The sequence below is a fragment of the Pseudomonas sp. LBUM1641 genome, assembly GCF_059716235.1.
On the sequence record NZ_CP166815.1, the window covers coordinates 5,873,389 to 5,896,015 of the forward strand.

At 59.6% G+C, this 22,627-nt stretch carries 21 protein-coding genes; 10 read left to right on the top strand and 11 right to left on the bottom strand.

Features of this window, described 5'->3' with window-relative positions; translation table 11 throughout:
* The first annotated feature begins 9 nt into the window (after nt 1-9).
* Nucleotides 10-1,143: a DUF1120 domain-containing protein gene (locus tag ACA046_RS27015; RefSeq protein WP_459023643.1), complete on the top strand. Its 1,134-nt coding sequence runs from the start codon at nt 10-12 to the stop codon at nt 1,141-1,143.
* 11 nt (nt 1,144-1,154) lie between these two features.
* Nucleotides 1,155-1,805 carry a DUF1120 domain-containing protein gene (locus ACA046_RS27020; RefSeq protein WP_459023645.1) on the top strand — a complete coding sequence of 217 codons (651 nt, stop codon included), beginning with the start codon at nt 1,155-1,157 and terminating at the stop codon, nt 1,803-1,805.
* Here the strand turns inward: ACA046_RS27020 and ACA046_RS27025 are convergent.
* Nucleotides 1,792-3,081, bottom strand: a complete 1,290-nt coding sequence (locus ACA046_RS27025; RefSeq protein ID WP_076015681.1) for a CynX/NimT family MFS transporter — start codon at nt 3,079-3,081, stop codon at nt 1,792-1,794. The genes ACA046_RS27020 and ACA046_RS27025 overlap by 14 nt on opposite strands.
* Nucleotides 3,071-3,730: a FadR/GntR family transcriptional regulator gene (locus ACA046_RS27030; protein ID WP_497675320.1), complete on the bottom strand. Its 660-nt coding sequence runs from the start codon at nt 3,728-3,730 to the stop codon at nt 3,071-3,073. Before ACA046_RS27030 ends, ACA046_RS27025 begins: the two co-directional genes overlap by 11 nt.
* A gap of 159 nt (nt 3,731-3,889) precedes the next feature.
* Here ACA046_RS27030 and ACA046_RS27035 point away from each other — a divergent pair, with 159 nt between their 5' ends.
* Nucleotides 3,890-4,201, top strand: coding sequence for a type II toxin-antitoxin system MqsR family toxin (locus ACA046_RS27035; protein WP_497675321.1), 312 nt, complete (start codon nt 3,890-3,892; stop codon nt 4,199-4,201).
* On the top strand, nt 4,198-4,686 hold the full coding sequence (locus tag ACA046_RS27040; RefSeq protein WP_459023653.1) for a type II toxin-antitoxin system MqsA family antitoxin: 489 nt from the start codon (nt 4,198-4,200) through the stop codon (nt 4,684-4,686). Before ACA046_RS27035 ends, ACA046_RS27040 begins: the two co-directional genes overlap by 4 nt.
* 59 nt (nt 4,687-4,745) lie before the next feature.
* Here ACA046_RS27040 and ACA046_RS27045 read toward each other — a convergent pair whose 3' ends face one another.
* The 4 genes from ACA046_RS27045 to ACA046_RS27060 all read right to left on the bottom strand — a co-directional run bounded on the left by ACA046_RS27045 (nt 4,746) and on the right by ACA046_RS27060 (nt 8,914).
* Complete coding sequence (locus tag ACA046_RS27045; protein ID WP_003171943.1) at nt 4,746-5,510, bottom strand: amino acid ABC transporter ATP-binding protein; 765 nt, start codon at nt 5,508-5,510, stop codon at nt 4,746-4,748.
* 10 nt (nt 5,511-5,520) lie between these two features.
* Nucleotides 5,521-6,618, bottom strand: coding sequence for an amino acid ABC transporter permease (locus ACA046_RS27050; protein WP_497675322.1), 1,098 nt, complete (start codon nt 6,616-6,618; stop codon nt 5,521-5,523).
* A 10-nt stretch (nt 6,619-6,628) separates the two neighbouring features.
* A complete protein-coding gene (locus ACA046_RS27055) occupies nt 6,629-7,810 on the bottom strand; it encodes an amino acid ABC transporter permease (RefSeq protein ID WP_497675323.1) in 1,182 nt (393 codons plus the stop codon).
* A gap of 72 nt (nt 7,811-7,882) precedes the next feature.
* Nucleotides 7,883-8,914, bottom strand: a complete 1,032-nt coding sequence (locus ACA046_RS27060; RefSeq protein WP_076015685.1) for an amino acid ABC transporter substrate-binding protein — start codon at nt 8,912-8,914, stop codon at nt 7,883-7,885.
* A gap of 347 nt (nt 8,915-9,261) precedes the next feature.
* Here ACA046_RS27060 and ACA046_RS27065 point away from each other — a divergent pair, with 347 nt between their 5' ends.
* The 3 genes from ACA046_RS27065 (at nt 9,262) to ACA046_RS27075 (ending at nt 12,814) form a co-directional block, all read left to right on the top strand.
* Nucleotides 9,262-9,918, top strand: a complete 657-nt coding sequence (locus ACA046_RS27065; RefSeq protein ID WP_003216319.1) for an alpha/beta hydrolase — start codon at nt 9,262-9,264, stop codon at nt 9,916-9,918.
* A gap of 96 nt (nt 9,919-10,014) precedes the next feature.
* Nucleotides 10,015-11,502 (top strand): ATP-dependent RNA helicase RhlB, encoded by a 1,488-nt coding sequence (gene rhlB / locus ACA046_RS27070; protein WP_167662859.1) that lies wholly within the window; start codon nt 10,015-10,017, stop codon nt 11,500-11,502.
* Nucleotides 11,503-11,677: 175 nt separating this feature from the next.
* The gene (locus tag ACA046_RS27075) at nt 11,678-12,814 is read left to right on the top strand and encodes an NAD(P)/FAD-dependent oxidoreductase (protein ID WP_459023662.1); all 1,137 of its coding nucleotides are present in this window, start codon (nt 11,678-11,680) and stop codon (nt 12,812-12,814) included.
* 105 nt (nt 12,815-12,919) lie between these two features.
* Here the strand turns inward: ACA046_RS27075 and moaE are convergent, their stop codons facing one another.
* The 5 genes from moaE to ACA046_RS27100 all read right to left on the bottom strand — a co-directional run bounded on the left by moaE (nt 12,920) and on the right by ACA046_RS27100 (nt 17,096).
* Nucleotides 12,920-13,369: a molybdopterin synthase catalytic subunit MoaE gene (moaE, locus tag ACA046_RS27080; protein ID WP_167662860.1), complete on the bottom strand. Its 450-nt coding sequence runs from the start codon at nt 13,367-13,369 to the stop codon at nt 12,920-12,922.
* Between the two features lie 2 nt (nt 13,370-13,371).
* Nucleotides 13,372-13,614: a molybdopterin converting factor subunit 1 gene (moaD, locus tag ACA046_RS27085; RefSeq protein ID WP_459023664.1), complete on the bottom strand. Its 243-nt coding sequence runs from the start codon at nt 13,612-13,614 to the stop codon at nt 13,372-13,374.
* Nucleotides 13,611-14,084: a cyclic pyranopterin monophosphate synthase MoaC gene (moaC, locus tag ACA046_RS27090; protein WP_010170404.1), complete on the bottom strand. Its 474-nt coding sequence runs from the start codon at nt 14,082-14,084 to the stop codon at nt 13,611-13,613. Before moaC ends, moaD begins: the two co-directional genes overlap by 4 nt.
* Nucleotides 14,085-14,227: 143 nt before the next feature.
* Nucleotides 14,228-15,622, bottom strand: a complete 1,395-nt coding sequence (locus tag ACA046_RS27095) for a PhoH family protein (protein ID WP_088424175.1) — start codon at nt 15,620-15,622, stop codon at nt 14,228-14,230.
* Between the two features lie 349 nt (nt 15,623-15,971).
* Nucleotides 15,972-17,096 (bottom strand): polysaccharide deacetylase family protein, encoded by a 1,125-nt coding sequence (locus tag ACA046_RS27100; protein ID WP_497675324.1) that lies wholly within the window; start codon nt 17,094-17,096, stop codon nt 15,972-15,974.
* Nucleotides 17,097-18,061: 965 nt separating this feature from the next.
* On the opposite strand from ACA046_RS27100, the gene yaaA reads away from it, so the two are divergent.
* The 3 genes from yaaA to alg8 all read left to right on the top strand — a co-directional run bounded on the left by yaaA (nt 18,062) and on the right by alg8 (nt 22,615).
* Nucleotides 18,062-18,841, top strand: a complete 780-nt coding sequence (yaaA, locus tag ACA046_RS27105; RefSeq protein WP_076014351.1) for a peroxide stress protein YaaA — start codon at nt 18,062-18,064, stop codon at nt 18,839-18,841.
* A gap of 891 nt (nt 18,842-19,732) precedes the next feature.
* Nucleotides 19,733-21,049: a nucleotide sugar dehydrogenase gene (locus ACA046_RS27110; protein WP_076014352.1), complete on the top strand. Its 1,317-nt coding sequence runs from the start codon at nt 19,733-19,735 to the stop codon at nt 21,047-21,049.
* 84 nt (nt 21,050-21,133) lie between these two features.
* Nucleotides 21,134-22,615, top strand: a complete 1,482-nt coding sequence (alg8, locus tag ACA046_RS27115; RefSeq protein ID WP_497675325.1) for a mannuronan synthase — start codon at nt 21,134-21,136, stop codon at nt 22,613-22,615.
* Nucleotides 22,616-22,627: the final 12 nt, after the last annotated feature.

The window sequence follows — 22,627 nt, forward strand, 5'->3', positions numbered from 1 at the left end:
GAACCTGCGATGAAGCACTTACCCCGTATCTGCGTGCTGGCCTTGCTTGGCTCCCACCAGGCCCAGGCACTGGCGGACGATTGCCAGTTGACCCTGAGCGAGTCACACCTGGACTTCGGCCTGATGAACCGGGTCATCCACAGTCCTGCCAGCCGTGAAATCCAGTTGGGGGAGCGGTACCTGAGCCTGAATCTCAACTGCGCGCAGCCCACGGACATGAGCATTTTTTACCGAGCACTGGCCGCCGTCGGCAGCGAACGTTTTCGTTTCAGTGACCGTGGCAGCTATGCCGTGCAAGCAAGCGATGGCGTGCTCGACGGGCAGGCGGTGGAGTTGGGTTTGATCTCCGGCCCGGGGCAACCACCTGGCACCCGCGCCAACCTGCTGGACTGGCTCGCGGACCAGGCGATTGCGCCGTTACGCGACGGCTTGCCGGCTCGTGGCAGCAGCTTTTCGGTACAACTGCGGGTCAGTGCCTGGGCGTTGGGAGATGCCACCCAAGTGCGCGACGCCGTGACCTGGGAAGCTTCCGGATTGTTTGACGCGGTGGCCACCGGCCGCGCACGGGAGATGACCCTGAACGCCCATTTCGCCCCGGCGGCCTGCGAAATCAACCTGTCCAACGGCGGCGTAATCGACTATGGCCGCATGTGGGCCAAAAGCCTGAATGCCGACCGCGACACGGCGCTGGCTTCCCGCAACCTGACCCTGGGCATTGGCTGTGACGGCCCCACGCAATTCGCCCTGCTTATGCACGACAACCGCAGAGGCTCTGCCACGGGCGGCACCGACGAGACAGCCTACGGCCTGGGTGTGGACAACAGCCGCAACAAGATCGGCCGCTACTTTCTGTATTTCGACCCTTTCGATATGCAGGCCGATACCCTGCCCACCCTCTATCGCACCGACTCCACCACTGGCGGTGTGGCCTGGAGCAGTTCCAACGCGTACCCGATCCCCATTGGCCAAAACAGCTGGCTGGGCTTCACCGACATCCCGGGCAGCCACAAGGGGCCTTCGGCCATCACCCATTTGAGTGGCCAAGTGAGTGTCAGGGCGATTCTGGCGCCCACCAATAACCTGGACCTGAGCACCGACGTACTGCTCGACGGCTCAGGCACGATCGAAATCAAATACCTCTAGAGGACTTTTCCATGAAGCGCTTCCTGATCCCGCTCGCGACAGTATCGACACTGGGTTTGAGCACCGTGGCACTGGGTGCCTCCACCATCAACCTGACCGTCGAGGGCTTGCTCTCCCCGACCGCCTGCACACCGCTGCTATCGAGTAATGGCCTGATCGACTACGGCAAGATTTCCCAGAAAGACTTGAACCTTGATCGCGGCACCCGCCTGCCGATCCAGTACCTGGACGTGACCGTCGACTGCAACGGCAACAGTCGCTTTGCCCTGCGCATGCGCGATAACCGAGACGGCACGGCGAACGTCAACAGCGAGATTTTCTACGGCCTGGGCCTGGATAAAAGTGGCAACAAGATCGGGCTCTATTCCCTGAGCTTCGACCCGACGCAAACCGAGGCCAGCCCTTTGCTGGAAGTCTATGGCACCGAATCCACCACTGGCGGATCGGCCTGGCGCAGCGCCAACAGCAACCCGATTGATATCGGCGCGCGCAGCTACCTGGGGTTTACTGATCAGGCCGGGAGCACCACAGGGCCGGCGGCCATCAAGTTTCTCAGCAGTCGGGTGAAGATTGAGACGGTCATCGCCGCCAAGCAGAACCTGGACCTGAGCAGCGAGATCACCATGGATGGCTCCAGTACCCTGGAGGTCATCTACCTCTAGATTTTTCACTGGTGACGCCGACATACAGGGCGCGCCCTGCGCCCAGGCCGGCAATGATCGCGCCCAGGCCGATCACCGCGAAAATCCAGCCGGTGGCGTTCCAGCCGCCGGTCCAGTCATGCACCAGCCCTACCGCGAACGGCCCCATGGACGCCAGGGTATAGCCGATACCCTGGGCCATGCTCGACAGGTTGGCGGCCACATGGGAGTCCCGTGAACGCAGCACGATCAAGGTCAGTGCCAGGCTGAAGGTGCCGCCCTGGCCCAGGCCCAGCAGAATCGCCCAGCCCCACAAACCGTCCAGCGGTGCATAGAGGCAACCGAACAGCCCACCCAGCGTCAGCACCATCACCACCACAATGGCCAGGCGCTGGTCCTTGCCGCGGGTAGCCAGCCAGGGAGCAGCCAGGGAACTGGCCAACTGCACAATCACCGAACCAGAAAGTACCAGGCCCGCCTGGGTCGCGGTCAGGCCACGGCCGATCAGGATCGACGGCAACCAGCCAAACACGATGTAGGCCAGTGACGATTGCAGGCCCATGTACAAGGTCACCTGCCAGGCCAGCGGGTCACGCAGCAGACCTTTCACCCGATAGGCAACTTGGTGGGCGCCGTGCTTCTGGCCGACTTGTGGCAGCCAGAACAGCGCCGCGACCAGCGCAGGGAGAATCCAGAAACCCAGGCCGATATTCCAGCTGTCGCCGAAGTAATGGCTGAGCGGCACCGTGGCGCCGGCCGCCAGCGCGGCGCCCAGGCACAACGCCATGGTGTACACGCCGGTCATGGTACCGGCCTGTTTGGCGAAGTCGCGTTTGACGATACCGGGCAACAGCACACCGATGATGCCGATGCTCGCGCCCGCCAGCAGGCTGCCGGCGAACAGCCCGGCTTCACCGAATGAACTGCGCAGGATGATCCCGCAGGCCAGGGTCAGCAGAATCCCCAACACCACGCGCTCGGCGCCAAAGCGCCGGGCCAGGATCGGAGCCAGCGGCGCGAACAGGCCCAGGCACAACACCGGCAGCGTCGTCAGCAACCCGGCCTTGGCGGCCGAGAGACCCAGGCTATGGGAGACCTCAGCGAGCAGCGGCGCCATGCTCGACAGCGCCGGGCGCAGGTTCAACGCCACCAGGATCAGGCCCAGCAGCAACAGCCACGGGCGACTCACCACCGGCGGGCTGTGCTGGACTTCATCGTCATCGGCTTCGGCGTCGATCAGCAGTTCTTCAAGGGCGTTTTCTGAACGGGACATGGGGATCTCGGATTCAAGGTTCATTGATCAACTGCCGGGAAAGCGCCTTGGCACGTTCCGGGTCCTGTTGTTCCACGGCATCGAGCAAGGCGCCGTGCAGGTCGAACACCGCTTGCCGGCGCGGCTGGATATTCAGGGTCTGGCGCAGTTGCGCGCCGACGATGCTGGAAAAGTACTGGTACAGCTCGCTCAAGGCCGGGTTGTGAGCCGCATCCACCAGGCGTTTGTGGAACACCAGGTCGCAGCTGATGTAGTGCTCAAGATCACCGTGGTAATGGTCGCCGCTGGTTCTCAGCGCCGCGCGCAAGGCGACCAAGTCTTCATCGGTACGGCGCAAGGCAGCCAGGCCGATGGCCTCGACTTCAAGAATCTGCCGCGTCTCCTGGGCCTGTGCCAGGGTGCAGTGAGACAAGGCTTTCATGGCGCCCAGCGGGTCAGTCATGGAGCGCAAATAGCTGCCGTCGCCCTGGCGGATCTCGATCAATCCGGAGAACGCCAATACGCGCATGGCTTCGCGCACGGTGTTGCGGCTGATGCCCAACTCGGCAGACAACTCGGGCTCGGTGGGCAGGCGCTCGCCGATGGCCCATACGCCTTGGGTGATGCGTCGGCGCAACTGTTCGAGGGCTTGATCCACGAGGGAGCGTTTGATCAGAGGGGCGATGTCGGTCATGGATTTCGTCCTTTCATCCAATCATAGGATGAATTTTCCTACAGCCTATTCGGAGTTGCCTACAAAGGCAACGCACTAGGGTTCTTGGGCAGGCAAAGGAGCAGTATTTTCGATTAGTAAAATTACCCTTATAGGGTAATTATTGGACTTAGGTGTCTTATGGAAAAGTACACACCTCATTACGATTTGGCGGTGATAAAGGCGGATGTCAGGCGGCTAGGTGCCAAGGCTTTCACACGTGCGGCAAAGACAACCGCAGAGGCGCTCGACCTTGATCTCTCTGAGATGCAGGCGGTTGTTTTCGAACTGCAAAACAGGATGTTGTACAAGTCGATGACCACTTATGCGGATCATCGGATCTGGCATGACGTCTATCACACCCATTCACACGGTCTGGAGATTTACATCAAGGTGACTTACTGCTCCGGCAGCAATCCTCCGGTGATCTCCTTCAAAGGGATGAACCTATGAACACCCAACATTGCTTCATCTGCGGTGCCCCCGACGCCATGACGCGTTTTGAAGGGCGCAGCGAAACCATGCGCGTAAAAGGCATGGAGCGGCGCATTGATGATCTTTCGGGCTGGGAGTGTCAGGTGTGCGAGGACGGCATGTACGACCCCGATAGCTGCGAACGCCACGCCAAGGCTGGTGATGATCTGCTTCACGCCGCCCGAGGGATGATGGGCGCCGAACTGAAGCGTATCCGCCGCAAGCTGCACCTTACGCAAAAAGAAACCGTGGGATCGCTCTCCGGTGGCGGCCACAACGCATTCTCACGTTACGAACGCGGTGAAATAGCGCCGCCCAAACCATTAATGGTGCTGATGCGCCTGCTGGACCGTTACCCCCACCTGCTAACCGACGCCAAAGAACTGGCCGAAGGCGCAGACCTGCGCAACGCCTTCACCTACACCATCAACAACAAAACGCAAGAAGCCCTCAACGCCTCCTAGACAGGCAAAAATAAACCCGGCACCAGGCCGGGTTTATTGTTTCAAGTATTACCGATGGATCAATGCAGAATCTGGCTCAAGAACAACTTGGTCCGATCATTCTGCGGGTTGTCGAAGAAGTCATTCGGCGCCGCCTGTTCAACGATCTCGCCCTTGTCCATGAAGATCACGCGGTTGGCCACGGTGCGCGCAAACCCCATTTCGTGGGTTACGCAAAGCATGGTCATGCCGTCTTCCGCCAGGCCGATCATGGTGTCCAGCACCTCTTTCACCATCTCCGGATCGAGTGCCGAGGTCGGCTCATCGAACAGCATGATTTTCGGCTTCATGCACAGCGCACGGGCAATCGCCACGCGCTGTTGCTGACCGCCGGAGAGTTGGCCCGGAAACTTGTGGGCCTGCTCCGGAATACGCACGCGCTCCAGGTAGTGCATGGCAATTTCTTCGGCCTTGCGCTTGGGCATCTTGCGGACCCACATCGGTGCCAGCGTGCAGTTCTGCAGGATGGTCAGGTGCGGGAACAGATTGAAGTGCTGGAACACCATGCCGACTTCACGGCGGATCGCTTCGATCTGCTTGAGGTCATTGGTCAGTTCCACACCATCGACCACGATGCGGCCCTGCTGGTGCTCTTCCAGACGGTTGAGGCAGCGGATGGTGGTGGACTTGCCGGAACCCGACGGGCCGCACAGCACGATACGCTCGCCCTGCTTGACGTTCAGGTTGATGTCTTTCAACACGTGGAACTGGCCGTACCACTTGTTGACGCCCTGCATCTGAATAATGCCTTCAGGGCTCACAGGCTGTTTGATCGCTTCACTCATCACAAAACTCCTAACGCTTGTGGCCTGTGTCCAGCTTGTGTTCCAAATGAATGGAATAGCGGGACATACCAAAACAGAAAATCCAGAACACCAGGGCGGCGAACACGTAGCCTTCAGTGGCCATGCCCAACCATTTCGGGTCGGCGGCGGCTTGCTTGACGCTGTTGAGCAGGTCGAACAGGCCGATGATGATCACAAGGCTGGTGTCCTTGAACAACGCGATAAACGTGTTGACGATGCCCGGGATCACCATCTTCAGCGCCTGGGGCAAAATCACCAGGCCCATGCTGCGCCAGTAACCCAGGCCCATCGCGGCGGCGGCTTCGTACTGCCCCTTGGGAATCGCCTGCAAACCACCGCGCACCACTTCGGCCACGTAGGCCGACTGGAACAGGATCACGCCGATCAAGGCCCGCAGCAGTTTGTCGATGCCCATGCCTTCCGGCAGGAACAACGGCAACATCACCGACGACATGAACAACACCGTGATCAACGGCACACCGCGCCAGAACTCGATGAAGGTCACGCACACCACACGAATCGCCGGCATGTTCGAACGCCGACCCAGCGCCAGCACAATTCCCAGCGGCAAGGCCCCGGCAATGCCGACGGTAGCGATCACCAGGGTCAGCATCAAGCCGCCCCATTGGCTGGTGGCCACGTTGGTCATGCCGAAGATCCCGCCGTGGAGCAGGAAGTAGGCAACGATCGGGTACACCACCAAAAAGCTCAGGCCGTAGACCGCCTTGCGGGTGAAGCGCGAGATGAACAACGGCGCCACGCCAACGATGGCCAGCCACACGGTCAGGTCCACGCGCCAGCGCAGGTCGCCGGGGTAGTAGCCGTACATGAATTGCCCGAAACGCTGTTGGATAAACACCCAGCAGGCGCCTTCCTTGGTGCAGTCGGCGCGGGTAGTGCCCACCCAGTTTGCATCGAAGATCGCCCAGCTGAGGATCGGCGGCACTATCAGGTAGATCAGGTAGAACGCCAGCAACGTCAGCAGGGTGTTGAGCCAGCTGGAAAACAGGTTGGCACGCATCCACGCCATCGGCCCGAAGACCTTGTTGGGGGGTGGCATGTCAGGTTTGAAAATATGAGAACTCATGGGCGTTTCCTCACCGCTCGATCAGCGCAATGCGCTTGTTGTACCAGTTCATCAGCAGGGAAATGCTGATGCTGATCGCCAGGTACACGCTCATGGTGATGGCAATGACTTCGATGGCCTGGCCGGTCTGGTTGAGCACCGTGCCGGCAAACAGCGAAACCATTTCCGGGTAACCGATACCGGCGGCCAGTGACGAGTTTTTCGCCAGGTTGAGGTATTGGCTGGTCAGCGGCGGGATGATCACGCGCAGGGCTTGCGGGATGATCACTTTGCGCAGGGTCGGACCGTTGCGCAGCCCGAGGGAGCGCGCCGCTTCAGTCTGGCCGTGGCTGACGGACTTGATGCCAGAACGCACGATCTCGGCGATGAACGCCGCGGTGTACACGGTCAAGGCCAGGGTCAGCGCCAGCAATTCGGGAATCAACACCCAGCCGCCCACGAAGTTGAAGCCTTGCAGCTTCGGCAGTTCCCAGTGCAGCGGCGCGCCGAAAACCAGTGCGCACAGTGCCGGGATCACCACCAACAGCGCCAGGCCGGCCCTGAACTTATGGAACGGAACACCGGTGGCTTCAAAGCGTTTGTTGGCCCAACGGGTCATCAGAACGATGGCGATAATCGCCACTGCAACGCTCATCACAAACGGCCAGAAGCCGTCCGCCGCCAACGCGGCAGGCATGTTCAGGCCACGGCTGCTGACGAAGAAGGTGTCGCCGAAGTTGTGGCTGTTACGCGGCCCCGGCATCGTCAGGAATACCGCGAAGTACCAGAACAGGATTTGCAGCAGCGGCGGAATGTTGCGGAACACTTCCACATACACGGTCGCCAGCTTGTTGATCATCCAGTTGGGCGACAAGCGCGCCACGCCGATGATGAACCCGAGGATGGTCGCCAGGACCACACCGATCACGGTCACCAGCAAGGTGTTGAGCAGACCGATCACAAAGACCCGGGCATAGCTGTCCGATTCGGTGTAGTCGATCAGGTGCTGAGCGATGCCGAAGCCGGCACTGCGCTCAAGAAAGTCGAAACCCGAGGTAATGCCCCGGTGTTGAAGGTTGGTTTGCGTGTTGTTGAACAGGTACCAGCCCAACGAGACCACCGCCACAATCGTGATGATCTGGAATAGCCACGCACGCACTTTTGGATCACTGAAGCTGAGCTTCTGTTTTGGTGCGCCGATTTGATTTTGCATTAAGTGCCCCAGGAATAATGGAACAGAACATCACCCGGCGGTTGGCCCACCGGGTGATAGAACCATCAGCGATCAGCGCACAGGTGGTGCGTATTGAATGCCGCCGTTGTTCCACAGCGCGTTCAGGCCACGGTCGATTTCCAGCGGAGTGCTTTTGCCGAGGTTTTTCTCGAACACTTCACCGTAGTTACCCACTTGCTTGACGATCTGTACGACCCAGTCCTTCTTCACTTTCAGGTCTTTGCCGTATTCGCCATCAGCACCCAGCAGACGGGCTACGTCCGGGTTCTTGGTGGATTTGGCTTCAGCTTCGACGTTTTTCGAAGTGATGCCGGCTTCTTCAGCGTTGAGCATGGCGTAGCCAACCCAGCGCACGATGGCCAGCCACTCGTCGTCGCCGTTACGCACGACAGGGCCCAGTGGTTCCTTGGAAATGGTTTCCGGCAACACCACGTAGTCCTTCGGCGAGGCCAACTTGCTGCGCTGGGCAAACAGTTGGGACTTGTCGGAGGTCAGTACGTCGCAACGCCCGGATTCCAGCGACTTGGCGCTTTCATCGGAGGTGTCGAACGTGATCGGGGTGTACTTCAGGTTGTTGGCGCGGAAGTAGTCGGAAACGTTCAGCTCGGTGGTGGTACCGGCCTGGATGCAGATGGTTGCACCGTCCAGTTCCTTGGCGCTTTTAACGCCAAGCTTGTTGTTAACCAGGAAGCCAACACCGTCGTAGTAGGTGATGAAGCCCGGGAATTTCAGGCCCATGCCGGCGTCGCGGGAGCTGGTCATGGTGGTGTTACGCGACAGGATGTCGACTTCGCCAGACTGAAGCGCGGTGAAACGCTCCTTGGCATTCAACTGGCTGAATTTGACCTTGGTTGCGTCGCCGAATACGGCAGCGGCAACAGCACGGCATACGTCAGCGTCGATCCCGAGGATCTTGCCACTGGCGTCCGGCACCGAGAAGCCTGGCAGACCGTCGCTCACGCCACACTGCACAAAGCCTTTCTTCTGCACGGCATCCAGAGTGGCGCCAGCCTGGGCAAAACCACTGACACCCAATACGGCAGCCGCGGTCACGATGGCCAGGGTGGATTTCAATACCTTCATTCAAACCTCCAGTTTTGCTCTTGTTGTGTCGGAGCTAGAACCCCACCGCACCCTTATGAGGCGACATCGACCCGTGTTGGCTTTTTTTGGGGTCAAACAGCATGAGGTTTTTGCTTTAAGTCCAGTTGCTATCCCCCAGGCGTCAGTCACTGATAGTGTTACCGCCTGGGGTGAGCCTTGACATCGGGTTTCTCATAGCAAGCCCCGTACCAGACTGGTGGCTGAGTCGTTTCAGCCCATGGTCAAGAGCAAAAGATTCAATCTTGCGACATTCTCTTAACAGATCAACTCGTCGCGCACCGTTCCGACGCACTCAATCGGAGCGCACGCACATTTATGGAGCAGACATGACCGAACCCTTGATTCTTCAGCCCGCCAAGCCCGCAGACGCCTGCGTAATCTGGTTGCATGGCCTGGGTGCCGATCGCTACGACTTCCTGCCGGTGGCCGAAGCCCTACAGGAAAAACTCCTGTCTACGCGCTTTGTCCTGCCCCAGGCGCCGACACGCCCGGTGACCATTAATGGCGGCTATGAGATGCCCAGCTGGTACGACATCAAGGCCATGAGTCCGGCGCGCTCAATCAGCGTTGAGGAACTGGAAGCCTCGGCAAAAATGGTCACTGACCTGATCAAGGAACAAAAAAGCAGCGGGATAGACGCCTCGCGGATTTTCCTCGCCGGCTTTTCCCAGGGCGGTGCCGTGGTGTTCCACACCGCTTTCCTGAAATGGCAGGGCGCCTTGGGTGGCGTGATTGCCCTTTCCACCTACGCTCCAACCTTCGGTGATGAACTTGAATTGTCGGCCAGCCAACAGCGGATTCCGGCGCTGTGCCTGCATGGCCAATACGACGACGTGGTGCAGAACGCCATGGGCCGCAGCGCCTATGAGCATTTGAAGTCGCGCGGTGTCACCGTTGCATGGCAGGAATACCCAATGGGCCACGAAGTGTTACCCCAGGAGATACACGATATTGGTGACTGGTTGGCCGCCCGCCTGGGCTGAAAACCGACCATTGTGTAGCCGTATGACCAACGCACTACGCCGCGCCCGATTCTTGCATTACACTGGCCGGCGTACATTCCTTAACCAATTGATGAGATGACCGTGCTCAAAGCACTCAAGAAGATGTTCGGTAAAAGCGAGGCTGAGCAGCTCGCGCCAGGTTCCAGTGCCCCCGCCCACGTTCAAGGCAGCCGCAATGACGGCCAGCAGCCTGGCCGGACCGCACCTGTAGCCTCGCCAAAAAAAGAGCCGGTGACCACACCCGCCACGGTTAACGTCGCTGAAGAGCCAGCCGCCGACCAACCACGCCAGGAGCCACGCCAGGAAAAACCGCGCCGCGAACGCGCGCCGAAACCTGTGGTTATTCCCTGGAAACTGGAAGACTTCGCCGTCGAACCCCAGGAAGGCAAAACCCGCTTTCATGACTTCAAGCTCGCCCCGGAACTGATGCACGCCATCCAGGACCTGGGTTTCCCGTACTGCACGCCGATCCAGGCGCAGGTATTGGGCTTCACCCTCGCCGGCAAAGACGCCATCGGTCGCGCACAGACCGGTACAGGCAAAACCGCCGCGTTTCTGATCTCAATCATCACCCAACTGCTGGAAACCCCGCCGCCGAAAGAGCGCTACATGGGTGAGCCGCGCGCACTGATCATCGCCCCGACCCGGGAGCTGGTGGTACAGATCGCCAAGGACGCCGCCGACCTGACCAAATACACCGGCCTCAACGTGATGACGTTTGTCGGTGGCATGGACTTCGACAAGCAGCTCAAGCACCTGGAAGCGCGCCACTGCGACATCCTGGTGGCCACACCGGGCCGCTTGCTGGACTTCAACCAGCGCGGCGACGTGCACCTGGACATGGTCGAAGTGATGGTGCTGGACGAAGCCGACCGCATGCTCGACATGGGTTTCATCCCACAAGTGCGTCAGATCATTCGCCAGACCCCGCCGAAAAACGAGCGCCAGACCCTGCTGTTCTCCGCGACCTTCACCGAAGACGTGATGAACCTCGCCAAGCAGTGGACCACTGACCCGTCCATCGTCGAGATCGAGGCACTCAACGTTGCCAGCGAGAACGTCGAACAGCACATCTATGCCGTGGCCGGCGCCGACAAATACAAGCTGCTCTACAACCTGGTCAACGACAACGGTTGGGAGCGGGTCATGGTGTTTGCCAACCGCAAGGACGAAGTGCGGCGCATCGAAGAACGCCTGGTGCGTGATGGCGTGAATGCTGCGCAACTGTCCGGCGACGTGCCGCAGCACAAGCGCATCAAGACCCTGGAAGGTTTCCGCGAAGGCAAGATTCGCGTGCTGGTGGCCACCGACGTGGCCGGGCGCGGCATTCACATCGACGGCATCAGCCACGTGATCAACTTCACCCTGCCGGAAGTGCCGGACGACTACGTGCACCGGATTGGCCGTACCGGCCGTGCGGGCGCTGCGGGCGTGTCCATCAGCTTTGCCGGTGAAGACGATTCGTATCAGTTGCCGTCAATCGAAACACTGCTGGGCCGCAAGATCAGCTGCGAAACGCCGCCGACGCATTTGTTGCGTCCCGTAGAGCGCAAACGCCCTTAAGCTGGAATGCGGTAAAAAATGTGGGAGCTGGCCTGTGTGGGAGCTGGCTTGCCTGCGATAGCATCACCTCGGTGTAACTGACATACCGAGGTGCCTGCATCGCGGGCAAGCCCGGCTCCCACATAAGCCCGCTCCCACATTTGGTTTCAGCGCTTTCAAATTCCAGGAGGAACACATGAACCAGGCCGACTACCTCATCATCGGCGGTGGCATCGCTGGCGCATCCGCCGGCTACTGGCTGTCACAACATGCGCGCGTCATTGTGCTGGAGCGCGAGTCGATGCCGGGCTACCACTCCACCGGCCGCTCCGCCGCCCTCTACATCGCGGCGTACGGCACGCCACAGGTACGCGCCCTCACCCTCGGCAGCCGCGCCTTCTTTGATCACCCGCCCACAGGCTTTGCCGAACACCCGTTGCTCACACCCCGCGGTGAAGTGTTGGTGGACTTGATCGGCGATCCCGATGAGCTGCAGCGCCAGTACCTGAGCGCCAAGGCCCTGGTACCGGAAACGCGACTGCTCGACGTCGAAGAGTCGATGGCCATGATGCCAATCCTGCGCCGGGAAAAAGTCCATGGCGGGATCTACGACCCGACCGTCTGTGACATCGACACCGATGCGCTCTATCAGGGTTACTTGCGCGGCATTCGGCGCAATGGCGGTGAAATCCACACCGACAACGACGTGCAGAAACTGACCCGCGACGTTCAGGGGGTGTGGCAGGTACGCACCGCGCAACAGCATTTCAGCGCCCCGGTGATCATCAACGCCGCCGGCGCGTGGGCCGATCACATCGGTGAGTTGGCCGGCGCACAGAAAATCGGCCTGCAACCCAAACGTCGCAGCGCCTTCGTCTTCGCCCCGCCTGCCGAATTGAACATTCATGCATGGCCGGAGCTGGCGGCCCTCGACGGTTCGTTCTATATGAAACCCGATGCGGGCATGTTCCTCGGCTCACCGGCCAATGCCGACCCGGTAGAGCCCCACGATGTGCAGCCGGAAGAGCTGGACATTGCCACGGGGATCTATCACATCGAGGAAGCCACCACCCTGACCATCCGCCGCCCCGCACGGACTTGGGCCGGGCTGCGCAGTTTCGTCAGCGATGGTGATCTGGTTTGCGGGTTCGATCCACAGGTGGAGGGATTGTTCTGGATTGCAGCCCAGGGCGGTTATGGGATTCAGACCTCACCGGCCATGGGCCAGGCCAGTGCTGCGCTGGTGCGCGGGAAGCCGTTGCCGGATGCATTGGCGGCGTTCGGGTTGACCGAAGCGATGCTGTCGCCGCACCGGCTGCAAGCCTCGACCTAACCCCTGTGGCGAGGGAGCTTGCTCCCGCTGGAGTGCGCAGCGCTCCCAAGATTTTGGGGCCGCTACGCAGCCCAGCGGGAGCAAGCTCCCTCGCCACACGTCTTGTTATTTCCAGCGATCAGCGGCAGCGTGATCGCTGTCGCGCCCTTCTACCCAGCGCGGCCCCTCACTGGTGTTTTCTTTCTTCCAGAACGGCGCCCGCGTCTTCAGGTAGTCCATCACAAAGGCACAGGCATCGAACGCTGCCTGACGATGGGCACTGGCCGCCGCAACGAACACAATCGGCTCACCCGGCTCCAGACCGCCGATGCGGTGCAGCACTTCCAGCTTGAGCAGCGGCCAGCGTTGCTCGGCCTCCACGGCGATTTTGCCGAGGGCTTTTTCAGTCATGCCCGGATAGTGTTCGAGGAACATTCCGGCCACATCCAGGCCATCATTGAAGTCGCGCACATAGCCAATAAAACTCACCACCGCACCCACGCCCACATTGGCCGCATGCATCGCGTTGACTTCAGCACCGGGGTCAAATGCCTCGGCCTGCACCCGAATCGCCATGATCAGCCTCCGGTCACGGGCGGGAAGAACGCCACTTCGTCGCCGTCAACGAGGGGCTCGTCCAGCGAGCACAGCTCTTCGTTGCGGGCGCACATCAAGCCAGTTTCATTGAGCACTTCAAAACCGGGGTCGCCCGCCAATGCCTGGCGTAAGGCGTCAATCGTGGCGAACTCACCTTCAACCTCCAGCGAGTCCAGGTCCACGGCTTCGCGGTAGCGCGCAAAAAACAGTACGGTAACGCTCATGCCTGGTCCGCCTTGAAATGCCCGCTCTTGCCGCCGAGTTTTTCCAGCAGCCGAATGTTTTCGATGGTCATGCCACGGTCCACGGCCTTGCACATGTCGTAGATCGTCAGGGCGGCGACACTGGCCGCGGTCAGCGCTTCCATCTCCACGCCAGTCTGGCCGGAGAGTTTGCAACGGGCGACGATGTGCACCGCGTCCAGGCCATCGGCGCTGAGTTCAACCTTGACCCCGGTGAGCATCAAAGGGTGGCACAGGGGAATCAGATCACTGGTTTTTTTCGCGGCCTGGATCCCGGCGATACGGGCCACGGCAAACACGTCGCCCTTGGGGTGGGCGCCGTCGACAATCATTTTCAGGGTCTCGGGCAACATGCGCACCCGCGCTTCGGCCACCGCTTCACGGAACGTCACGGCTTTTTCAGTGACGTCGACCATGTGGGCGCGACCTTGGGAATCGAGATGAGTCAGCACAGGGATACTCCTGATCAGGAGCCCCGATTGTAAACCCTGTAGGAGCGAGCTTGCTCGCGAAAAACCAGAGAACAACGCGGGGCACCAGATGCCCCGCGTTATCGTTGACGTCCTTCGCGAGCAAGCTCGCTCCTACAGGAAGGTTACAGGTGAGATTCGGCGTATTCAGCCAGAATCGAGCGAGGTACCCCTTGCAGCGCGATGTGCACGCCGTTCGGGAAGTCCTTGAAGCGTTCCGTCAGGTAAGTCAGCCCGGAGCTGGTCGCGGACAGGTAAGGGGTGTCGATCTGTGCCAGGTTACCCAGGCACACCACTTTGGAACCGGCGCCGGCACGGGTGATGATGGTTTTCATCTGGTGCGGCGTCAGGTTCTGGCACTCATCGATCAAAATCAGGCTTTGCTGGAAGCTGCGACCTCGAATGTAGTTGAGGGATTTGAACTGCAACGGCACTTTGCTGAGGATGTAGTCGACGCTGCCATGGGTGTTTTCGTCATCCATGTGCAAGGCTTCGAGGTTGTCGGTGATCGCCCCCAGCCACGGCTCCATTTTTTCCGCTTCGGTGCCGGGCAGGAAACCGATTTCCTGGTCCAGGCCCTGCACGCTGCGGGTGGCGATGATGCGGCGATAGCGCTTGGTAACCATGGTCTGTTCGATGGCGGCAGCCAGGGCGAGGATGGTTTTCCCCGAGCCAGCGGCACCGGTCAGGTTGACCAGGTGGATGTCCGGATCAAGCAAGGCATACAGCGCCAGGCTCTGGTAGATATCACGCGGTTTCAGGCCCCAGGCTTCCTGGTGCAACAGGGGTTCCTGATGCAGGTCGAGGATCAGCAGCTTGTCGACCTGGATCTCTTTGATCCAGCCCACAAAACCCTGCTCGTCGATGATGAATTCGTTGATGTGCACGGCCGGCAGGTTGTCGATCAGCTGTACCTGGTGCCAGGTGCGGCCATGGTCCTGACGGGTTTCGACCTTGCTGACGCGATCCCAGAACGAGCCGGTCATGGTGTGATAACCACGAGACAGCATCGACACGTCGTCAACCAGTTGGTCAGTACTGTAGTCCTCGGCAGCGATCCCACACGCTCGTGCCTTGAGGCGCATATTGATGTCTTTGGTCACCAGCACCAGGCGCAGGTCCTTGTCGCGCGCGTGCAGGTCGATCAATTGGTTGATGATTTTGTTGTCGTTCAGATTCTCCGGCAGCAGGCTGTTGGGCTCGCTGCGCTTGTTCATCAGAATCGACAGCAAGCCCTTGGGCCCGCTTTTGCCACGCTGGATCGGTACGCCCACCTCGACATCGTCGGGGGAGGCTTCGCCGAGGGTCTTGTCGATCAGGCGGATGGCCTGGCGGCATTCGGCGGCAACGCTGTGATGCCCGCTTTTGAGTTTGTCGAGCTCCTCAAGCACGATCATCGGGATGGCGACGTGGTGTTCTTCGAAGTTAAGCAGTGCGTTTGGATCGTGAATCAGTACGTTGGTATCAAGCACATAAAGGATTGGCTGGTCGGAAGAAGGGTTACGTCCATGATCATCCATACTCGGTCACCTTTGTGGGAGCCAGTCGACGCAATACCACGACAGTGCTGCGCCTCGATTCGACCGTCGAACGCACTTGAGGGGCGTCAAGTGCGGTGCACACAAGAGGTGTCTTGGAAGACGCCACCTGTGTTGCAGGTTTCGGCTGTCTGCCTTCGTAATACCGCAAAACACATGACAGGAAAAAGCACTTTGACGCTTTTTTGAAGTTTATTTTTCAGGATGACGAATAGCACTAGGCGAGCCGGCATTGCACCGTTAAAGTCGGAAGTCCGCCTGTATTGAAATATCTCCCAAATTCCCCCCTAAAAAACCTCAGCCCCAACAGGGCCGGGCTTTTTGTGCTTTTTCAGCGAAACGCTTCGCGGCAATCCTGCCAGCCGAGTCCACTTTCTGCCGTGGCGTGTAAAAGCCAGGGTAATGCGATGCGCGCCTTGTCCTGGGTGTCGTGGAATACGATCACCCCGCGCCGCCACAGCAGCATCAACGTGAGCACGCGGTTGGCCGACTCATCGGCCTTGAGCTTGCCGGGCTGGTCTTCTGAATCGATGTCCCACAACGCCACTTGCAGCCCTTGTGCCTGGAAGAAACCTTGGCTGTCGGAGCGGCGCTGGCCGTAGGGTGGGCGGAATAGCGGCAGGTAGTTTTCCGGCATCAGGCTTTGGGCCAGGGAGGCGCTGCGGGTGATGGAGGACTGCCAGTCGACCCAGTGGCTATGGGAACGGTACTGCCAGCCCTGGGTGCCGACGCACTGGCCCTGGTACAGCGCCTGCACATCGGTGGCCGAGCTTTTCTCGACGCGGGTTTGCAGGCTATTGCCGAGCACGAAGAAGAGGCCGTGCATTTTCTGTTTGCGCAGGTAGTCGGTGAGCCAGTCGGTGTTGCCGCTCACGGGGGACGGGCCGCTGTCGAAGGTCAGCAGGAACATCCGGTCGTTGAGTTCGTCGCCGTTGCGTTCGTGGTCGCCGAAGCGCGCGATTTCGCTGCTGATCTGGGGGAACAGGGCGGCCTTGCGCAACTGTTCATCCAGGTAGCGTTCGTGGAATGTGCGGCTGGGGCCGGCCCAGCCTATATAGAAGGAGTCGTCGCTCACTTCGAATTTGGCGGCTTGTTCGCGCAGGTCGTCCATGTTTTCCACCAGGTAGCAGAAGGAGGCGTCCTGTTCGCAGCTTTGTTGGGCGAAGGTGTAGTTTTCCAACAGGCGTTGCCACAGTTGGCGGCGCAGGTCGTCGATGGCGGCCAGGTTGATGATCTTCAGGCCCAGGCGCTGCTTGAGGGCGGGCTCGTCGAGGGATTCGCTGGCCAGCAGGGTGTGGGCGAACATCAGGATTTCTGCGCGTGAAGCGACGTCGAACAGGGCGGGGTTGCTGAGGCGTTCGGGCCAGATGCCGCGGTCCAGGGTCGCGACGTCCACGGGGGCGGCTTGGGCGCCCAGGCAGATGAGCCAGGCTGACAATAAAAACGCAATTCGCACGAAGGGTCTCCCTTTCCAGAGTCGTCGGGCACTATAGCCGATCGTGTGGGGGGGCTATTGGGTTGGTGTGTATATCCGTTGTTTGGGTGATGGCTTGTATTGGTTCCGCTCTTACAGCGGCTCACTTTTGAAAAACGCAAAAGTAAGCAAAACGCTCTTGCCCCACCACTCGGCACCTCGCTTAGGCTCGGTGTGCCCTCACTCCGGCACCACGAAGCGGGCCGCCGCGACGGGGCGTCCCTGCCCCGTCGCGGCTAAACCGGCGTCCTGCCGGTTTACCCGCTCCGTACTGCCTACGTTCGGCCAGCGTGGTTTAACGGGGCGCCTAAGATCAAGATCAAAAGCAGATCAAGAGCACAGCGGCCTACAGGCCGGCTTGAGTGTGGTGGAGCAACAGCAAAGTCAGAAGCGGGCACGGTCCAAATGTGGGAGCGGGCTTGCTCGCGAAGGTCGTTAACGATGACGATGGCATCCTGGTTCAACGCGGCGCTCTCAGGTTTTTCGCGAGCAAGCCCGCTCCCACAGAAAAGCAGCCCTGCTTTCGCTCTGGATCTTGCCTCTGCTTCTCACACTCAAGCCGGCCTGTAGGCCGCTGTGCTCTTGCTTTTGATCTTGATCTGACTGCCCCATTCAGCCCGAGGCCGAACGCAGGTATTGAGGAGCGGGTAAACCGGCAGGACGCCGGTTTAGCCGCGCCGGGCCATGGATGGCCCGTCGCGGCGGCCCGCGGAGCAATGCCGGAGTGAGGGAACGCCGAGCCTAAGCGAGGCGCCGACAGGCGGGGCAGAGCGTTTTGGTTACTTTTGCGCTTTTCAAAAGTGACCCGCTGTAAGAGCGGAACCCTAAGCCGCCGTTACCTAAATAACGGATATACACACAAACCCCCAGCCATCTATCACCTTCATAGGTGGAGTCAAACCGCCCTACCCCCTAGAATCCCCCCCACGATTAAAGGAGACGACTTCATGCTGACGGTGATTTCCCCCGCCAAAACCCTCGATTTCGAGTCAAAGCCGGTCACCCCGCGCTTCACCCAACCGCAATACCTCGACCACTCCCAGGAGCTGATCGAACAACTGCGCGAACTGAGCCCGGCGCAAATCAGCGAACTGATGCACGTCTCCGACAAAATCGGCGGCCTCAACGCCGCACGCTTCGGCAGTTGGACCCCAGCCTTCACCCCCGCCAACGCCAAGCAAGCCCTGCTGGCCTTCAAGGGCGACGTCTACACCGGCCTCAACGCCGAAACCTTCAAGGACGCCGACTTCACCTACGCCCAAGACCACCTGCGCATGCTCTCCGGCCTCTACGGCCTGCTGCGCCCCCTGGACCTGATGATGCCGTACCGCCTCGAAATGGGCACCAAGCTGCCCAACGCCCGTGGCAAGGACCTGTACGCTTTCTGGGGCACCCGCATCAGCGAATGGCTCAACGAAGCCCTGGCCGAACAAGGCGATGACGTGCTGCTCAACCTGGCCTCCAACGAGTACTTTTCAGCAGTCAAACGCCCGGCACTGAACGCGCGGATCATCAACACCGAGTTCAAGGACCTGAAAAACGGCCAGTACAAGATCATCAGCTTTTACGCCAAAAAGGCCCGGGGCATGATGAGCCGTTTTGTGATTGAAGAACGCATCAACGACCCGGCCAAACTCAAGGAGTTTGACGTGCAGGGTTATCGCTTCAATGCGGAGCAGTCGAAGCCTGACAACCTGGTGTTTCTGCGGGATCACGCACCGGAATAACTCAGCCTTTCTGAAACCGGAAACCCGTGGCGAGGGAGCTTGCTCCCGCAGGGCTGCGCAGCGGCCCCAAAAAAGCCAGGGCCGCTTCGCGCCCCTGCGGGAGCAAGCTCCCTCGCCACAACAATTCCCTCGAATAAACCCCTCTTCAGCTCGAATAATCGTCATTTATTTGGCGTCAAAAATAATTCTTCAGAATCCCTAACATTTATTTCACTCGACATTCGTCAATTTTTTTCGTAGTGGCACCACTTTTTTCAAGGAGTAGTGGCACAAAACTATTTAACCCTCGCAACTCCCCGCAACTATTGGCCCAAATAGCAAGTGCTATCACAATAGTACTAGTGCCATCTTTTCTAATATTTCAAGAAATTTCCGGAAACAGGATGAGTGGACAGGAACTATGTCCTAAAGCACCGCTCATACCACCGGTAACGATTATCTCTGCAGATGTAAGAGATGACTTACGCGGCGACCAACGGAAGTAGCAAAGTTGTCATACAGCTTTGACTCAATGGTCAAATCATCAACTGATTAGTTGAAGGCGGACGAAAAGTTTTCACTACTTTCTCCGACAAGGCCAAGGCTGAGCTCACCTGTATGGGTCAGTGAGACAACCCAAGCCGTTGATATATAAGGGCTAAAAACCCATGTCAACGCCTTGCGGCACTGGCGCCAGGCCCTTCCCCAGGAAGGCTGGCTGCATTTCAGGGCAAGCCCCAACAATAAGGCCACGTTGCGCACAACTTGAGTGCATTAGTTAGTCACTCGACTTTTAGTATGCCTGCACTGGATATACCGACGTTTACTCGTCGCACTTTCCAGTGCCTGAGTGACGCTTCAAAACATGAACTCCGGCCATCTAGTGGCACGATTAACAATGAGGTAAATGCGATGCGCATCAGCATATTTGGTTTGGGTTACGTCGGCGCGGTATGTGCCGGTTGCCTGTCTGCACGGGGCCATGAGGTCATTGGCGTAGACATCTCCAAGGACAAGATCGACCTGATCAACGCGGGCAAATCCCCCATCGTTGAACCGGGTCTGGGCGAACTGTTGAGCCAGGGTATCCAGACCGGCCGACTGCGCGGCACTACCAATTTCGCCGACGCTATCCGTGATACCGACCTGTCGATGATTTGCGTCGGCACGCCGAGCAAGAAAAACGGCGACCTGGAACTCAACTACATCGAATCGGTGTGCCGCGAAATCGGGTTTGTCCTGCGTGACAAGACCACCCGCCACACCATCGTGGTCCGCAGCACTGTGCTGCCAGGCACCGTGGCGAACGTGGTGATCCCGATTCTCGAAGACTGCTCCGGCAAGAAAGCCGGCGTCGACTTCGGCGTTGCGGTAAACCCTGAGTTCCTGCGTGAAAGCACTGCCATTGCCGACTACGACCTGCCGCCAATGACCGTCATCGGCGAATTCGACACCGCTTCCGGCGATGTCCTGCAGTCGCTGTACGAAGAACTCGACGCGCCGATCATCCGCAAGGACATCGCCGTCGCCGAGATGATCAAGTACACCTGCAACGTCTGGCATGCGACCAAAGTGACCTTCGCCAACGAGATCGGCAACATCGCCAAGGCGGTAGGTGTCGACGGTCGCGAAGTGATGGAAGTGGTCTGCCAGGACAAGACTCTCAACCTGTCCCAGTACTACATGCGCCCAGGCTTTGCCTTCGGCGGCTCCTGCCTGCCCAAGGACGTGCGCGCCCTGACGTACCGCGCCGGCTCCCTCGACGTGGATGCACCGCTGCTCAACTCGCTGATGCGCAGCAACGAGTCCCAGGTGCAGAACGCCTTCGACATCGTCTCCAGCCATGACAAACGCAAAGTCGCCCTGCTGGGCCTGAGCTTCAAGGCCGGCACCGATGACCTGCGCGAAAGCCCGCTGGTGGAACTGGCAGAAATGCTGATCGGCAAGGGATTCGACCTGAGCATCTACGACAGTAACGTCGAATACGCTCGCGTCCACGGCGCCAACAAGGACTACATCGAAGGCAAGATCCCTCACGTGTCGTCCCTGCTCAACTCGGACTTCGACGAAGTGATCAACAACTCCGACGTGATCATCCTGGGCAACCGCGATGAGAAGTTCCGTGCCCTGGCGCATAACGCACCCCACGGCAAGCAAGTGGTCGACCTGGTGGGCTTCATGTCCAAGGCCACCAGCGTGAGCGGTCGTACCGAAGGCATTTGCTGGTAACAGCAACGGCAAGTTTCCAGCGGCAAGCGTCCTGATCCCCGACGCTTGCCGCTCGAAGCCTCCTTCACCTGCGGAATGACGCCTATGTCCAAGTTAAAACACGTACTCCTCCAATCCGCCGGCTGGCTGTTTTTCCTGAGCCTGCTGATGGGTCTCGCCCTGCTGTTGCCGGCGAGTACGTTCGACTCCGAGTCGAAGAATTTTATTTTCCTGATTGGTGCCGTCGGTATCTGGCGCTACTCGATGGGTGCTACGCATTTCTTTCGCGGCATGCTCTTCCTGTACGTGGTCTACCCGCACCTGCGGCGCAAAGTGCGCAAGCTGGGCAAAGCGGCAGACCCGTCCCACGTATTCCTGATGGTCACCAGCTTCAGAATCGATGCGCTGACCACTGCCCAGGTCTACAGCTCGGTGATTAGCGAGGCCATCGAATGTGGCTTCCCTACCACCGTGGTCTGCTCCCTGGTGGAAATGTCCGATGAGCTGCTGGTCAAGAGCCTCTGGGCCAAGATGAACCCGCCGGACCACGTCAAGCTGGACTTCGTGCGTATCGCCGGTACCGGCAAGCGTGACGGCCTGGCCTTCGGTTTTCGCGCCATCTCCCGCCACCTGCCGGACGACCGCGCCGTAGTGGCCGTGATCGATGGCGACACCGTGCTCGCCGAGGGCGTCGTGCGCAAGACCGTGCCGTGGTTCCAGCTGTTCGGCAATGTCGGCGGCCTGACCACTAACGAGTTCTGCGAAGTGCGCGGCGGCTACATCATGAGCGAGTGGCACAAGCTGCGCTTCGCCCAGCGCCACATCAACATGTGCTCCATGGCCCTGTCCAAACGAGTGCTGACCATGACCGGTCGCATGTCGGTGTTCCGCGCCAACGTGGTCACCGACCCGGGCTTTATCGCCGACGTGGAAAGCGACTCGCTGCAACACTGGCGCCTGGGCCGCTTCAAGTTTTTGACCGGTGACGACAAGTCCAGCTGGTTCAGCCTGATGCGCCTGGGCTACGACACCTTCTACGTACCGGATGCCGCGATTCACACCGTGGAACACCCGCCGGAAAAAAGCTTCATCAAGGCCAGCCGCAAACTGATGTTCCGCTGGTACGGCAACAACCTGCGCCAGAACTCACGTGCCTTGGGCCTGGGGATGCGTCGCCTCGGCCTGTTCACCAGCATCGTGCTGTTCGATCAACGCGTGTCGATGTGGACCTCCCTGCTGGGGCTGACCGTGGCGATCATCGCCACCTTCAAATACGGCGGCGCGTTCATCCTCGCCTACCTGCTGTGGATCGGCATCACCCGCCTGATTCTGACCCTGCTGCTGTCGTGCTCCGGTCACCGGATCGGCCCGGCTTACCCGGTGATTCTCTATTACAACCAGATCATGGGCGCGCTGGTGAAGATCTACGTGTTCTTCCGCCTTGATCAACAGTCCTGGACACGCCAGGACACCAAACTGACCCGCGATTTGGCCAGCTTTCAACGTTGGTTCAACACCTGGTCGTCTCGGACCATGACCTTCTCCGCCGGCAGCATTTTCGTCGCCGTGTTGCTGATGATGGTTTGACCCTGCCAAGCC